The organism is Yoonia sp. SDW83-1, assembly GCF_046762885.1.
Classification (GTDB): domain Bacteria; phylum Pseudomonadota; class Alphaproteobacteria; order Rhodobacterales; family Rhodobacteraceae; genus Yoonia.
The window spans coordinates 361,822-376,120 of record NZ_JBKQXO010000001.1 but is presented as its reverse complement, the minus strand read 5'-3'; the positions used below and the strand labels follow the sequence as shown (position 1 = coordinate 376,120).

17 protein-coding genes are annotated in these 14,299 nt (G+C 58.3%); 10 read left to right on the top strand and 7 right to left on the bottom strand.

The annotated features are described in order from the left end of the window. The first annotated feature begins 89 nt into the window (after positions 1-89). From ACFWW4_RS01935 to dgcA, 4 genes are all read left to right on the top strand, one after another. The gene (locus tag ACFWW4_RS01935; RefSeq protein WP_393927935.1) at positions 90-428 is read left to right on the top strand and encodes a P-II family nitrogen regulator; all 339 of its coding nucleotides are present in this window, start codon (positions 90-92) and stop codon (positions 426-428) included. 22 nt (positions 429-450) lie between these two features. Further along, on the top strand, positions 451-1,776 hold the full coding sequence (locus ACFWW4_RS01930; RefSeq protein WP_411889315.1) for an ammonium transporter: 1,326 nt from the start codon (positions 451-453) through the stop codon (positions 1,774-1,776). A gap of 239 nt (positions 1,777-2,015) precedes the next feature. Beyond that, entirely contained in the window at positions 2,016-3,017 is a 1,002-nt protein-coding gene (dgcN, locus tag ACFWW4_RS01925; protein ID WP_411889314.1) for an N-acetyltransferase DgcN, read from the top strand. A gap of 43 nt (positions 3,018-3,060) precedes the next feature. Then, complete coding sequence (dgcA, locus tag ACFWW4_RS01920; protein ID WP_411889313.1) at positions 3,061-4,017, top strand: N-acetyl-D-Glu racemase DgcA; 957 nt, start codon at positions 3,061-3,063, stop codon at positions 4,015-4,017. Here dgcA and ACFWW4_RS01915 read toward each other — a convergent pair. Beyond that, complete coding sequence (locus ACFWW4_RS01915) at positions 4,014-4,223, bottom strand: hypothetical protein (protein ID WP_411889312.1); 210 nt, start codon at positions 4,221-4,223, stop codon at positions 4,014-4,016. The two genes, dgcA and ACFWW4_RS01915, sit on opposite strands and share 4 nt — an antisense overlap. Before the next feature lie 87 nt (positions 4,224-4,310). Between ACFWW4_RS01915 and ACFWW4_RS01910 the strand changes: the two genes are divergently transcribed. After that, positions 4,311-5,174 carry a D-amino-acid transaminase gene (locus ACFWW4_RS01910; protein WP_411889311.1) on the top strand — a complete coding sequence of 288 codons (864 nt, stop codon included), beginning with the start codon at positions 4,311-4,313 and terminating at the stop codon, positions 5,172-5,174. A gap of 284 nt (positions 5,175-5,458) precedes the next feature. Here ACFWW4_RS01910 and ACFWW4_RS01905 read toward each other — a convergent pair whose 3' ends face one another. The 3 genes from ACFWW4_RS01905 to ACFWW4_RS01895 are packed head-to-tail and all read right to left on the bottom strand — an operon-like array spanning position 5,459 to position 6,989. Further along, positions 5,459-5,953 carry a hypothetical protein gene (locus tag ACFWW4_RS01905; RefSeq protein ID WP_411889310.1) on the bottom strand — a complete coding sequence of 165 codons (495 nt, stop codon included), beginning with the start codon at positions 5,951-5,953 and terminating at the stop codon, positions 5,459-5,461. Then, positions 5,946-6,239: a DUF1244 domain-containing protein gene (locus ACFWW4_RS01900; RefSeq protein WP_411889309.1), complete on the bottom strand. Its 294-nt coding sequence runs from the start codon at positions 6,237-6,239 to the stop codon at positions 5,946-5,948. The genes ACFWW4_RS01905 and ACFWW4_RS01900 overlap by 8 nt, the downstream gene beginning before the upstream one ends. A gap of 12 nt (positions 6,240-6,251) precedes the next feature. Next, positions 6,252-6,989: an N-formylglutamate amidohydrolase gene (locus tag ACFWW4_RS01895; protein ID WP_411889308.1), complete on the bottom strand. Its 738-nt coding sequence runs from the start codon at positions 6,987-6,989 to the stop codon at positions 6,252-6,254. 118 nt (positions 6,990-7,107) lie between these two features. On the opposite strand from ACFWW4_RS01895, the gene pyk reads away from it, so the two are divergent. From pyk to rplT, 4 genes are all read left to right on the top strand, one after another. Next, positions 7,108-8,553: a pyruvate kinase gene (gene pyk / locus ACFWW4_RS01890; RefSeq protein ID WP_411889307.1), complete on the top strand. Its 1,446-nt coding sequence runs from the start codon at positions 7,108-7,110 to the stop codon at positions 8,551-8,553. 26 nt (positions 8,554-8,579) lie between these two features. Next, on the top strand, positions 8,580-8,804 hold the full coding sequence (locus tag ACFWW4_RS01885) for a hypothetical protein (protein ID WP_393927925.1): 225 nt from the start codon (positions 8,580-8,582) through the stop codon (positions 8,802-8,804). Positions 8,805-8,915: 111 nt separating this feature from the next. Then, entirely contained in the window at positions 8,916-9,116 is a 201-nt protein-coding gene (rpmI, locus tag ACFWW4_RS01880) for a 50S ribosomal protein L35 (RefSeq protein ID WP_393927924.1), read from the top strand. Positions 9,117-9,131: 15 nt separating this feature from the next. Then, positions 9,132-9,494 carry a 50S ribosomal protein L20 gene (gene rplT, locus ACFWW4_RS01875; protein ID WP_342078001.1) on the top strand — a complete coding sequence of 121 codons (363 nt, stop codon included), beginning with the start codon at positions 9,132-9,134 and terminating at the stop codon, positions 9,492-9,494. Positions 9,495-9,662: 168 nt separating this feature from the next. Here the strand turns inward: rplT and ACFWW4_RS01870 are convergent, their stop codons facing one another. Together ACFWW4_RS01870 and ACFWW4_RS01865 are read right to left on the bottom strand one after the other, a co-directional pair. Further along, positions 9,663-10,961 carry a hypothetical protein gene (locus ACFWW4_RS01870; RefSeq protein ID WP_411889306.1) on the bottom strand — a complete coding sequence of 433 codons (1,299 nt, stop codon included), beginning with the start codon at positions 10,959-10,961 and terminating at the stop codon, positions 9,663-9,665. A 369-nt stretch (positions 10,962-11,330) separates the two neighbouring features. After that, complete coding sequence (locus ACFWW4_RS01865) at positions 11,331-12,809, bottom strand: NAD-dependent succinate-semialdehyde dehydrogenase (protein WP_411889305.1); 1,479 nt, start codon at positions 12,807-12,809, stop codon at positions 11,331-11,333. Between the two features lie 63 nt (positions 12,810-12,872). Here ACFWW4_RS01865 and ACFWW4_RS01860 point away from each other — a divergent pair, with 63 nt between their 5' ends. Next, a complete protein-coding gene (locus ACFWW4_RS01860; RefSeq protein ID WP_411889304.1) occupies positions 12,873-13,625 on the top strand; it encodes an alpha/beta hydrolase in 753 nt (250 codons plus the stop codon). Here ACFWW4_RS01860 and ACFWW4_RS01855 read toward each other — a convergent pair. Beyond that, on the bottom strand, positions 13,592-14,197 hold the full coding sequence (locus ACFWW4_RS01855) for an HAD family hydrolase (protein ID WP_411889303.1): 606 nt from the start codon (positions 14,195-14,197) through the stop codon (positions 13,592-13,594). The genes ACFWW4_RS01860 and ACFWW4_RS01855 overlap by 34 nt on opposite strands. Positions 14,198-14,299: the final 102 nt, after the last annotated feature.

Genomic DNA, 14,299 nt, shown 5'->3' with positions numbered 1-14,299 from the left:
TTGTCCGCCGCCTTCGCGGGCGCTTTGTCTTGCCGGGCAAGCGGGCGCTGCCAAAACGGACCCGCCAAAGAATGCGCAAGGGGAAGAATGTGAAACTCATCATTGCAACAATCAAGCCGTTCAAGCTCGAAGAGGTGCGCGAGGCGCTGACCTCTGTGGGCGTGCGCGGCATGATGGTGTCTGAAATCAAAGGTTTCGGATCACAATCGGGTCATACGGAGATTTATCGCGGCGCAGAATATGCCGTGAATTTCGTGCCGAAAGTGAAGCTCGAAATCGTGGTTCAGGACAGCATGGCCGATCAGGTCGTCAACACCATCGCGACAACGGCCAAAACTGACAAGATCGGCGATGGCAAGATTTTCGTACTCGACGTGGAAAGCGCGCTGCGGGTGCGCACCGGCGAGACAAATGATGACGCGCTGTGATCGCGTAATGAGGGACAAATCAATGAAATTTTTCAAGCTTACAACGGTCGGTGCGGGTCTCGCGCTTTTGCCGACAGTCGCGCTGGCGCAGGACGCCCCGGCACCGACATTCGACGAAATCGGCCCGTATTTGATGACCACCCTGCTGTTCCTCGTGGGCGGCTTCCTCGTATTCTGGATGGCCGCTGGCTTTGCCATGCTCGAGGCAGGTCTGGTGCGGTCCAAAAACGTCACTATGCAGCTAACCAAGAACATCGCACTGTTTTCCATCGCGTCGATCATGTACTGGCTGATTGGCTTCAACCTGATGTATCCCGGCGACGGCTGGCTTGTCAGCGGCTGGCTCGGGCCGTTCTTCAACTGGACAGAGCTTGAGGCGGTCGGCCTGGCCGCGGAAGATGCAGCATTGGATTATGCGTCTGTCGGGTCCGACTTCTTCTTTCAGCTAATGTTTGTGGCAGCCACGGCATCCATTGTATCGGGTGCGCTGGCGGAACGGATCAAGCTGTGGCCCTTCCTGATTTTCGTCGTCGTTCTGACGGGCGTGCTGTATCCGATTTCCGGTTCATGGAAATGGGGCGCGGGCTGGCTGGACGCCGCTGGCTTCAATGACTTTGCGGGATCGACCATCGTGCACTCTGTTGGTGGCTGGGCGGCCTTGGCCGGTGCGCTGATCCTTGGTCCCCGTCTGGGCAAGTACAAGGACGGTCGCGTGCATCCAATGCCTGGCTCCAACCTCGCGCTGGCGACATTGGGTACATTTATCCTGTGGCTTGGCTGGTTCGGCTTTAACGGCGGCTCTCAGCTTGCCGCCGGGACAGTTGGCGACATCACCGACATCTCGCGAATCTTTGCCAACACGAATATGGCCGCGGCCTCTGGCGCTGTTGCCGCCCTGATCCTGACGCAGGTGATGTACAAGAAGGTCGATCTGACCATGGTGCTGAACGGCGCGTTGGCCGGTCTGGTGTCGATCACCGCTGAACCGCTGGCACCCAGCTTGTTTGGGGCGCTGTGGATCGGTGCAATCGGCGGCGTGATCGTCGTATTCGCGGTTCCGATGCTGGACAAGCTGAAGATCGACGATGTGGTTGGTGCGATCCCTGTCCACCTGTTTGCCGGTATCTGGGGGACCATTGCGGTTGTTTTCTACAACGCCGAAGCGTCGTTGGTGATACAGTTGACCGGTATTCTCGCCTACGGTGTCTTCACTTTTGTGGCCAGCATCGTGCTGTGGATCGTCCTGAAAGGCATCATGGGCATCCGTGTCACCGAAGAGGCCGAAATCAACGGGCTCGATACCTCGGAACTGGGGATGGAAGCCTATCCTGATTTCTCGAAAGGCTGATCCCTTCCAAGCTGTCTTTCGAGTACTGGCCCGGGCGGAAACGCCCGGGTTTTTTTACAGGCGGGGATGGGTCAAGACCCATCTTACGACCAGACAACGCAATTACTTTGCATCATATATCATTTTCCCGGGAGTTTCTGCCGCAATTGGCATAATTTGCAGACGGTTGCGCGATGACATTTCGCGATATGCGCGCAATTTTCGCACCGAACGATTTACCAGCCAGACCGGAGCGTACCATGATCCAGACCCCTTACCTTCTGTTCCTTGGCGATGCGCCTGACGGGCTTGCCGCAAAGGTGGCCCAGGGGATCAAGGATTGGCGCCCCGAAAACGCCGTTGGTCAATTCCGGATGAAAGGCTGCGGGGCGGATCTGGGCATCAATGACCTGACACTGGAAGAAGCACGGGCCGCCGGTGCTCAGACCCTTGTGATCGGGGTGGCCAATCGGGGCGGTTATATCTCCAAGGCCTGGAAGGAAGTCTTGGTCAAGGCGCTGCAAATGGGGTTCGACATTGCATCGGGGCTGCACAATCTGTTGCGGGACGAGGATGAGCTGGTCGCCGCTGCGCGCGTAGCGGGCCGTTCGCTTTTTGATGTGCGCATCCCGTCGGTGGCCTATCCCATCGCAAACGGCAAGAAACGCACGGGCAAGCGGTGCCTGGCTATCGGGACTGATTGTTCGGTGGGCAAGATGTATACTGGCTTGGCTATGGATGCCGAAATGCAGCGGCGCGGTATGAAATCGACATTCCGGCCCACTGGGCAGACCGGCATTCTGATCACTGGGGGCGGCGTACCGCTGGATGCGGTGATTGCCGATTTCATGGCCGGTGCGGTGGAATACTTGACGCCCGACAATGACCCTGATCACTGGGATCACATTGAAGGGCAGGGAAGCCTGTTTCATGTCTCCTACTCCGGCGTGACGATGGCGCTAATCCATGGCGGGCAGCCCGACGCGCTGATCCTCGCCCACGAGCCAACGCGAACCCATATGCGCGGCCTGCCCGACTATGATCTGCCCAGCCTTGAGACCTTGCGCGATACTGCGCTGCCTCTGGCCCGGGTGGCCAATCCGGACTGCCGGATCATGGGCATTTCAGTGAACACCCAGCATTTGCAAGAGGATGAGGCGTTGACCTATATGGCCGAGGTTGAGAAACGCATGGGGCTGCCAACGGTCGATACATTCCGTCAGGGGGCCGGGCGTCTGGTGGATGCCCTTGCAGAACTTTGATGCCTCCGGCGGGGATGTTTATGCTCAGAAGAAGAAGATGCGGATGCGAATTGAAGTAAGCAGGGATGCCTTCCCGCTGGCACAGGTGTTTACGATCAGCCGGGGGTCGCGGACACAGGCCGATGTGCTGACTGTGACGCTGGACGGTGTCGCGCGCGGCGAATGTGTTCCGTACGCACGCTACGGTGAAACGTTGGACAGTGTTGCGGCGCAGATCGAAGGTCTGCCCGCGACCTTAACCCGCGAAAGTTTACAAAACCTTTTGCCAGCGGGTGCTGCACGCAACTCGGTTGATTGTGCGTTCTGGGATTTGGCGGCAAAGCGGTCAGGTGTCCGTGTGTGGGACCTGCTGGGAGTGGACGAACCAAAGCCACAGGTGACGGCCTATACCCTGTCTTTGGACGCACCGGAGGCGATGGAAAAACAGGCCATGCGGCACGCCAAGCGCCCGTTGTTAAAGATAAAATTAGGTACGCCTGACGATATGGCGCGGCTGGAGGCTGTGCGGCGGGGTGCGCCGGATGCCCCGATTATCGTGGACGCCAACGAAGGCTGGACGGCAGAGATTTATGCCGATCTGGCCCCGCATCTGATCCGTCTTGGTGTGCAGATGGTCGAACAGCCATTGCCTGCTGGTGATGATGACATGCTAGGCGAAATCGTGCGCCCGCTGCCGGTTTGCGCCGACGAAAGCTGCCATGACCGCGCCAGCCTGCCCGGGCTGAAGGGCAAATATGACATGGTCAATATCAAGCTGGACAAGGCCGGTGGGCTGACAGAGGCGTTGGCGTTGAAAGAGCAAGCAATATCGGAGGGTTACGAAATCATGATCGGCTGCATGGTGGGGTCATCGCTGGCCATGGCACCCGCGACGATCCTCGCACAGGGGGCGGCGTTTACCGATCTCGATGGCCCACTTTTGCTGGCCGAGGACCGCCCGCATCCGCTGCTATTCGATGATGCGGGCGTGCATCCGCCGGATGCCGCGCTCTGGGGTTAGATCTGAATGCCCTTGGCGGCCATTGCTTCGGCCAGTGGTCCGTCAAAGGCCACAACATCAAGATAGGTGTGATGCTGTTTGAGTTGGCCTTGCTCAATCGCCGCGACACGCGCCGCCGCTTCTGCCGCGCTGACAAAGACGTTGGGTGCCGCAATCAGGGCCGGTGGCCCTGAGGTCGGGACGCGGATGACGGCATATCTGGTCATGCGCGTAAGCCTATCATCAAATGACCTGCTTGACGCCACCGGCAAATCATTGGACGAACATCACAAGCGATCAGAGGGAGCCTAACCATGACCCGTATAGTTTATGTAAACGGCGCGTACCTGCCAGAGGCGGAGGCCAAAATCTCGATCTTTGATCGCGGGTTTCTGATGGCGGACGGGGTGTACGAGGTCACGTCGGTGCTGGATGGCAAGCTGATCGATTTTGACGGCCATGCCAAACGGTTGGAGCGATCATTGGGCGAGTTGGACATGCCGCATCCTGCGGTTCTACCTAACCTGTTGGAAATCCATAAGGAACTGGTGCGTCTGAACGAGATCGAGGAAGGGATGATCTATCTGCAGATCACCCGGGGGGCCCCGGATGACCGCGATTTTGTGTTTCCGGACCCGGAGACGACCACGCCGACAGTGGTGCTGTTCACCCAGAACAAGCCGGGGCTGGCCGATAGCCCGGCGGCGAAGAAAGGGATCAAGGTGATCTCGATCGAGGATCAGCGCTGGTCGCGTCGTGATATCAAGACGGTTCAGCTGCTTTACCCGTCCATGGGCAAGATGATGGCCAAGGCGGCCGGTAAGGATGACGCCTGGATGGTCGAGGATGGGGCGGTGACCGAGGGGACATCGAACAACGCCTATATCATTAAAAACAATACGATTATTACCCGGCATCTGGGCAATGAAATCCTGCATGGGATCACCCGCGCCGCTGTGCTGCGGTTCGCGAAAGAGGCGCAGATGAAGGTGGAGGAACGCAGTTTCACCATTGCTGAGGCACAAGAGGCGGATGAGGCTTTTATCACTTCGGCCAGCACATTCGTGATGCCGGTCGTCGAGATTGATGATGCGGCTATCGGGGCAGGTACGCCGGGGCCCGTCGCGACCCGCCTGCGAGAGATTTATCTGGACGAAAGCCGCAAGCGCGCCGTCTGATCGCGCAACGTTCGGTGGGTGGGGATCGGGGGAGCAACACCCCTGATCGGCCGAATTGACGAATCATTCGTAAACATTGGCGTTTTGCTGGATTTGGTCGGTCGGCATCGCGTCGGCAAAGCGTCGGCCTTGCGTCGGACCCTTTCGGGGTGAAAAGCAGGGTTAACGGTGCGCGCGGTGGAAAGTGTTAAGAAAGTCTGATCGGAGGCGGGCCAAGAATATTGAAATATTCTTGGCAAAAATCTTCGAAGATTTTTGCGGGCTGTCCTGCGTATTGGGATTTCTTACTGTCCGAGAAAGTGCTGCTGATCCAAGGGGGCGACCTGCTCCCGGTTCATATCCGCATAGATGTCTTTGCCCCTATGCGGTCCATCCGGTGTCCAGACCAGCTGTATCGTAATCTTGTCTGGCCCCGTTGCCGTGTCCAGCACGGCATAGATCAGGTTTGGGTTGTGACGCGCCTGCACCAGTTCCCGTCCTGCAAATGCGGCCAGAAAGTTGTGCCGTCGCTGCATATCGCTCGCGTTTTTGCGATAGATGTAAGCGGCAATGGCCCCAAGGAGCGGCAGTGCCACCAGGATCAGATCGACCAGCCACGCCTCGGCATGGGTTGGTGAAAGCTGAAAGAGGCGCGATAGCGGTCTGGTGTCGGCGACCAGATAGAAGGCCGCCCCGAGGTAGGCCAGAACCACGGGCGCCAGAACAAAGTACCAGACGGTCGTCCGCCGCGATGCATTTGCAACCGCACTGCCGATCAGACCTTTATCCATCTTAGCCATGCGACGTTTTGAACGCTTCCTGTGCCTCTGCGCTGGCTTCGGTCTGGTACTTGGCTTTCCATTCCGCAAAGGGCATGCCGTAGAACGCTTCGCGCCCTTCGTCCTTGCTCATCTCGATGCCCCGTTCATTGGCGGCTTCCTGATACCAGCGTGACAGGCAGTTCCGGCAGAACCCGGAAAGGTTCATCATGTCGATATTCTGCACATCGGTCCGGTCCTGCAACAGGTGCTGTTGCAGGCGGCGAAAGGCGGCGGCTTCAAGTTCGATACGGGTCTGGTCGTCCATTTAGGCTCTCCTTCAAAGTCCGGATTGGGTCAGTACATCACTTAATATAGGGGCGAGCCGTTCAGCCCAAAGGGTCTGGCCCGCCGCATCGGCAATCAGATCATGCCGCAATTCGATCAGCACGTTGGGCCGTCCGTGTTGCAGCGCGTGCCGGTCGACCGCATCGCCGGGCAGATGCCCTGCATAAGGTTCGTTGTCGCCTACGCACCAGCCTTGCGCCCGGCAGGCGGCCAGAAACGGTTGGGCCAGTCGGTCATCGTCAGCGTAAAGGATGCCCACCTCCCACGGGCGGGGGTGACGCCCTTGCAGCCGCGGGGTGAAACTGTGGACCGCGCAGATCACCGGGTTTTGCATATGGGTGGCCAGATCGGCATAGGCCGCGTGGTAGGGGTGATAGAGCCGCCGGATACGCTCTGCCCGTTCCGCCTCGTCGGCATGCCTGTTGCCGGGGATGATCGTGCCGTCATAAAGGCGCATCATGATGGTCGGGTCATCTTCGCCCCGGTTGGGATCGACCACCAGCCGCGAGAAGCGCGACAGGATGGCGGGGCTGTCCAGCAGGGTGGCCAGATGGCGGGTTACGCCTGCCGCCCCGATATCATAGGCGATGTGCCGGTCCATATCTGCAGGGGTGAGCCCCAGATCGCCGCCATTGACCCAGTCGGGCACATGGTTGGTGGCGTGATCACAGGCCACCAGCCAGCGGCCCGGACGGTCGGCCCCAATAATCTCAAAAGCGTCGTCAGTCATCTTGCCTGTCATTCCTTTATCACCGCGTTTAGGCTAGTTGTCGCGGGAAGGGAATTGCGCAATAAGGGCGCAAATGGGATTGTTACCGCTAACGGTCCTGCAGCATGAAGGACAGACCATGAGACGCCACCGCAACGTGAAAATTGTCGCCACGCTTGGCCCCGCTTCAAATGATTACGACATGATCCGGGCTTTGCACGAGGCGGGCGCGGATGTGTTCCGGCTGAACATGTCCCATGGCGATCATGCAGAGATCAGGGCCCGGCACGCGATCATCCGGCAGGTGGAAAAGGATCTGAACAGCCCGATAGCAATCCTGGCCGATTTGCAAGGGCCCAAGCTGCGGGTGGGCGTCTTTGCGAAGGGCGAGGAAGACCTGGTCGAGGGTGCGGACTTTCGGTTGGACCTGAACGATGCAGAAGGCGACGCAACGCGGGTCAAGCTGCCCCATAAGGAGATTTTCGACGCGCTGGAACCTGGGGCCCATCTGCTGGTCAATGACGGCAAGATCAAGCTGCGGGTCAAGGACTGTGGTGCCGATTTTGCCGATTGCGAGGTCATCGTGGGTGGCACGATTTCCAACCGCAAGGGCGTGAACGTCCCTGACGTGACCCTGCCATTGGCCGCGCTGTCGGAGAAGGATCGCAAGGATCTTGAGTTCGTCTGCGAACTGGGGGTCGATTGGCTGGCCCTGTCATTTGTCCAGCGTGCCGCCGACGTGGAAGACGCGCGCGAACTGGCCAAGGGCCGTGCTGCCATTCTGTCGAAGATCGAAAAGCCCAATGCCGTGAAATCATTTGACGATATTCTGGCGGCCAGTGACGGGATCATGGTGGCGCGCGGTGATCTGGGGGTCGAATTGCCGGTGCAGAATGTGCCGCCGATCCAGAAGCAACTGGTGCGCAAATGCCGGGCTGCGGCCAAGCCTGTGATCGTGGCGACACAGATGCTGGAATCGATGATTGAATCGCCGATGCCAACCCGGGCCGAAGTGTCTGACGTGGCCACGGCCATTTACGAAGGGGCGGATGCGATCATGCTGTCGGCGGAATCCGCGGCTGGGTCCTATCCCATCGAAGCGGTCACCACGATGAACAACGTCGCAGGCGAGGTTGAGTCCGATCCGAACTACACCGAGATCATCGAGGCGTCCCGCAAATCCGAAGGGATCACGGTTGCTGACGGGATCGTTTCGGCGGCACGCGAAATCGCTGAAACCACCGATGTCAGCGCGATCTGCTGTTTCTCGCAATCCGGGACAACCGCGCTGCTTGTGTCGCGCGAACGCCCGCGCGTTCCGATCATTGCGCTGACCAGCTATGTCTCGACCGCCCGTCGCCTGTGCCTGTCCTGGGGGACGAACTGTGTCGTGACTGGTGAGGTCAACCGGTTTAAGGAAGCGGTGATCGCGGCTGTGCGCGCCGCCATCGAACAGAAGCTGGCGACCGAAGACGACATGATCGTGGTGACCGCCGGTGTGCCGTTCAACACTCCAGGGTCGACGAACATCTTGCGTGTGGCGCCCTGCGCGGAACGTTTGATCTACGCCGCCGATCAGGAGTAGCATGCGTCCAAGGAAAGGCGCTGGCTATGGATATGGATCTGATCTTTGTTGTTGGGCTTGTGATTGCGGCGTTTTCGCTGCCGGGCTTTGTCAGCGCGTTTTCTGACCGGCGGTTTCCCAAGATGCCGCTGGTCATGGCCCTGATGGGCGGCGGTATGGTCTATTTCGCCATACAGCAGAATGAAGGGGCCTATACGCTGGAAACGATTGACGATGTTTTTGTCAGCGTTGTGGCCCGATATATCATCTGAATTGTCTTGCACCTGAACGGGATGCGGCCTATATGGCGGCCTTCACCCGCGCGTCCGGCCGATATGGCATGCCGAGTCGCGCGTTTCGACCGACCCAAAGAGGAGACGGAAATGCCGAAGATGAAGACAAAATCGAGCTGCAAAAAGCGGTTCAAAGTGACGGCCTCTGGCCGTGTTGTGGCAGGCCAGGCCGGCAAGCGCCACGGCATGATCAAGCGCAGCACCAAATTCATCCGTAACGCGCGCGGTACGACAACGCTGTCAAAGGCTGATGAGCAGATCATCAAGCCAATGATGCCCTACGCACGCTGATAAGGAGAATTTGATATGCGCGTTAAAGGTGGAACCGTCACGCACCGTCGTCACAAGAAAGTTCTCGACGCTGCCAAAGGATATTACGATCGCCGCTCCAAGACCTTCAAGGTCGCCAAGCAGGCTGTCGACAAGGCCAACCAGTATGCAACCCGCGACCGTCACAACCGCAAGCGCAACTTCCGCGCGCTGTGGATTCAGCGGATCAATGCAGGTGTCCGTTCGGTTGATGAAACGCTGAACTATTCCAAGTTCATCAACGGGCTGAACCTGGCCGGGATCGAAGTGGACCGCAAGGTTCTGGCCGATCTGGCCGTCAACGAACCTGACGCATTTGCGACAATCGTTGGCAAAGCCAAGGATGCGCTGGCCGCCTGAGCCAGACCTGACACCAATTTGATGGGTTCGGGTGTATCATCACCCGGGCCCTTTTTCTTTGGGAAGCTGCTAAAGGGGGCCTCTGCCAGATCCTCATCGCTTGTCGCTATGCGCATCACAATGTGCCGGGCCGGGGAGGGATGGTTAGTCCTTGGCGATGTCAGATGATCAAGCGGGCCTCGGCGCGGCCTCCATTCCTGGCGTTACGACGAGACCGCTCTCGGTCAATGCAAAGGTTGCATGTCCTTCTTCAATCTCAGCCTGAACAAGTGCGGATATCTCGTCAATTGCGCCTCTAACCCCGCCTTCCCACGAATGGCCATGAATAGCTGTTAGCCGGGTGCGCAGAATCTCATCGCGAAGTTCTTTAATGCCACTTCTGACTGTGGTTGCCTGATCTTGAATGTGCTTGGTGGCCTCCCGATAGTCTGCCTTGTTGGCCCACCAGGACATCTGTTGGTGGAGTTGTGCGACAAACGCGGGATCGCCGCCACGCAAGGTAATCAAATCATGCGCGCCTTGCTCAAAGACATCCAGATCAATGTTAAAAACATTTGGATCCCATGCCTCGAACGCAGAGGCGTATATTGAAAAATACGCCGCATCGCCGGTTTGTTGTGATGTGGCTTGTGCGGCTTTTCGCGCCTCAACTTCGAGAGTGGTTTGATCCCCAAACCAGCGCAGCAACATCATTTGACCATGAGCGGTGTGTGGTGTCTGGTCGTAGGGATCAAGCGCCGACCATTCTTCGTAGTACCGATACACGTGTTTTTCAGCGTCTGGCATGAAGGCAAGCAGCTTGTGCTGTGTCGCCGCCAGCAAAGGCGCGTCCAATGCAACCGGGTCAAATCGATCAAGCAGCCAACGCGCTTTGGCGAAGCGCGCACTCGTTCCGAACCAGCCGTCATCACTGACATATTCAGCGTAGTCATCGCCCCGGTCGCACCAGCCCTGGTAGCAACGTGCAGCAGCAGCAAGGGCGAGCAATGCGTAACTATCAGAATGTATGGCGGCTTTGGTTTCCAGCATATCTGCGACTTCATCAGAGATATCGTAAATCGGACCGGGGTGGCAGATATGTCCTTCATAGACACCACGCGCAATAAACTGGATCGCGGTGGTCATCGCGGTATGGGCGAGCGGGAAACCAGCTTCGCACTTGCTGCGGCTCTGGTCCCACTCGACGATCTTCGTGGAAAGGGCCAGCCAGTTACCAGCTTCGATAAGGGCCGAGACCTCTTTTTTGACGTTCTGCCGGGTCTGAAGCGACGGCGTGGTCAGAAGCTGTCGAAAAGTCAGACGCTGACGCTGGTTCTTCTCATTAAGAGAGACAAACCCAACCCCACTGAACAAGCCAGAGAAGAAGTCCTTGATCAGTCCAAAGTTGGCGATCAATCGAATAGGTAAGAGCAAGAGCCCAAGCAACATCATGCCAAGGCTACCAAGCGGTTTGAGAATTCGCTGCATTTAGAAAGGCTCCGAACTTTAATCACGGTTTGCAACGAATTGTGGCTACACTATGGAGCAGCTTTGCCCCAGGGCGACACTATCGACAGTCCACCGCCCTGCAAGCAAACATTGGCGAAGGAAGAACGAGTTTTACCCTGTGCCCAATGCAAATCTGAACAACACGAGGTGGCAGCGACCCATGTGTGATGTAACTGAATGAACTCGCAACAGCACGCCAATCAAGGTCGAGTGTTGCGCGCGTTTTCGGTCCGATTGGTCATCATGCCATCGCAGACTGACGCGGGCCGATATGGGTCTGAGACCGGCCGGACAGATCTGAAGATCTATGGCGGCCGGTCATTGTTCGGATGCTGAATTGGGGAGTATTCAGACCGACGTGCAAATGTATTTCATCTCCATATAGTCGTCGATCCCGTGGCTGGATCCTTCGCGGCCCAGACCCGACTGTTTGACCCCGCCGAAAGGTGCGACCTCGGTCGAGATGATGCCGGTGTTCACACCCACGATCCCGTATTCCAGCGCCTCGGCCACCTTGGTAACCCGGCTCAGGTCCTTAGCGTAGAAATAGGAGGCGAGGCCGAAGATCGTGTCGTTGGCCTTGGCGATGACGTCGTCCTCGTCCTCGAATTTGAAGAGCGGCGCGAAGGGGCCGAAGGTTTCATCGGTCGCAACCTGCATGTCCTGCGTTGCCTCTGTGACGATGGTCGGTTCAAAGAACTGACCGCCCAGATCATGTGGCTTGCCCCCGGTCAGCACCTTGCCGCCTTTTGACAGGGCATCCTTGAGGTGTTCCTGCACTTTGTCCACTGCCGCCGGCTCGATCAGCGGACCAAGGGAGGTGCCGTCGGACAGCCCGTCGCCGACCTTGAGATCCTCAACCGCCTTTTTCAGCTTGGTTGCGAAATCATCATATACCCCGGCCTGCACATAGATCCGGTTGGCGCAGACGCAGGTCTGCCCGTTATTGCGGAACTTGCAGGCGATGGCACCTTCGACGGCGGCGTCCAGATCCGCATCGTCAAACACGATGAATGGGGCGTTACCGCCCAGTTCCATCGAGCATTTCATAACCTGATCGGCGGCCTGTTTCAGCAATATCCGCCCGACCTCGGTCGAGCCGGTGAAGGTCAGTTTGCGCACGATCGGATTTTCGCAGAATTCCTTGCCGACCTCGGATGATGAGGTGGAGGTAACAACCGAGAGCAGCCCTTTGGGCACTCCCGCTTCCTCGGCGAGTTTCGCCATGGCAAGCGCTGACAGCGGGGTCAGCGATGCGGGGCGGATGACAAAGGCGCAGCCGACGGCCAGCGCTGGGGCAACCTTGCGGGCGATCATGGCGTTGGGGAAATTCCAGGGCGTGATCCCGGCTGCAACACCGATCGGCTGGCGGATCACGGTGATCCGTTTGTCGGCCATGTGCCCGGGGATGGTTTCGCCGTAGACACGCTTGGCCTCTTCCCCGAACCATTCGATGAAACCGGCGCCATAGGCAACCTCGCCCCGTGATTCAGTTAGCGGTTTGCCCTGTTCTGCGGTCATGATGATGGCGAGGTCTTCCTGATTTTCCATCATCAGGTCGTACCATTTGCGCAGTACCTTAGCCCGTTCCTTGGCCGCAAGCGCGGCCCATGGTTTTTGCGCCTTTTCGGCGGCGTCGATGGCGTCGGCCACTTCCTCGCGGCTCAGATCAGGGATTTTTGCGATCACGTCGCCGCGGGCTGGGTTGGTGACATCGAATGTCTTGCCGCTGGCGGCATGCACCCAGTCGCCCGCGACAAACGCGGCCTCGCACACCAGGTCGGGACGCGAAAGCATGGATTTGAGGTTGGTGGTTTCGTCAAGCATGGTAGCCTCCCCTAGGTTTGGCGCTATCTGACCTATCGGGCGGGGGAACGTAAAGGGGGGATCATGGAATTAGACGACGCTTATGCCAACGCGGCCTATATTGACGGAGCCGAGGCCTATCCTGACAAATGGGCCGGGCTGGCGGCCACGTTTCGCGAACGCACAACTTGCGAGATTGATCTGCCTTATGGTGAGCGCGAACGCGAACGGTTTGATCTGTTTCACCCGCGCAGGCTGGCCAAGGGTGTCGTGATCTTTGTGCATGGGGGCTATTGGCTGCGCTTTGACAAATCCTATTGGTCGCATCTGGCCGCCGGGCCGCTGGCCCATGGCTGGGCTGTTGCAATGCCGTCATATGATCTGTGCCCGAATGTGCGGATTACCGATATCGGCCAGCAGATCGCCCGCGCGATTGATGTGATTGCGGCGCGTGTGCCGGGGCCTGTGCGCCTGACCGGGCATTCGGCGGGCGGGCAGTTGGTGGCGCGGTTGGCATATCTGGACAGGGTGGAAAATGTCGTTCCCATTTCGCCCGTGGCAGACATCGCGCCGCTGATGAAAACCAGTATGAACAAGGATTTACGGATTGATGAAGATGAGGCGCGGGCTGAAAGCCCGGTGCATTTGCCGGTCCCGAAAGTACCGGTAACGGTCTGGGTCGGGGCAGAGGAACGGCCGGTGTTTCTGGAACAGGCAGAGGCATTGGCAAAGCGTTGGAAGACGGCGCATGTGGTTGAGCCGGGGTTGCATCATTTCAATGTGGTGGAGGGGTTGGCCGACCTTCAGTCACCGCTGACCATGGCGGTTGTCAGCTGAGTGACATCGGTAAAGTGATGCGCTTGCCAGCCTGCGGCGCGGGCGGCGGTGACGTTTTGTAATGTATCGTCGATCAGGATCAGATCGCTGGCTTCGCGGTTTTCGTGCTCTGATATATGTTTGAAGAACAACGGGTTAGGCTTGGCGACGCCGAGGGCTGCGGAATGATAGATCCCGTTGCAATGTGCTTCCAGCCCCACGTTGTTCATCAGATACATCGCGCGGCTGTGATCCTGATTGGTTGCCAACATGACCCGGTGCCCGTCCTGCCGCCGCTTTGAGATCCAGTCGAGCATATCCTGGTTCAACGTGGCGTCCTTACTGAACCAGTAATCGCGCAGATGGGATGCTTTGATGTTTGAATTCATGGCCTTGAGCGCCTGTTCCAGACGTGGCAGCAGATCATTGCATCCGGTGACGATATCGGGCCAGAACGGGGCAAAGAAATGATCGCGCAGCGCCGATTTGTCGAAACCGAAATCCCGCTGCAGATCGGCGGACCAATGCGGTTTGGTGGTGACGACAACGCCGTCCACGTCGATCAGCAATACCGGTTTTTGCGCGGTAACCATTGCCCCGCTATGCCCGGTTTGGCCCGGTCGGACAAGCGTCGGACTTGCGTCGGCAAAACGTCGGACCCTAGGCGGCGTTGCAAAAGGTTAATGTGAACCTTT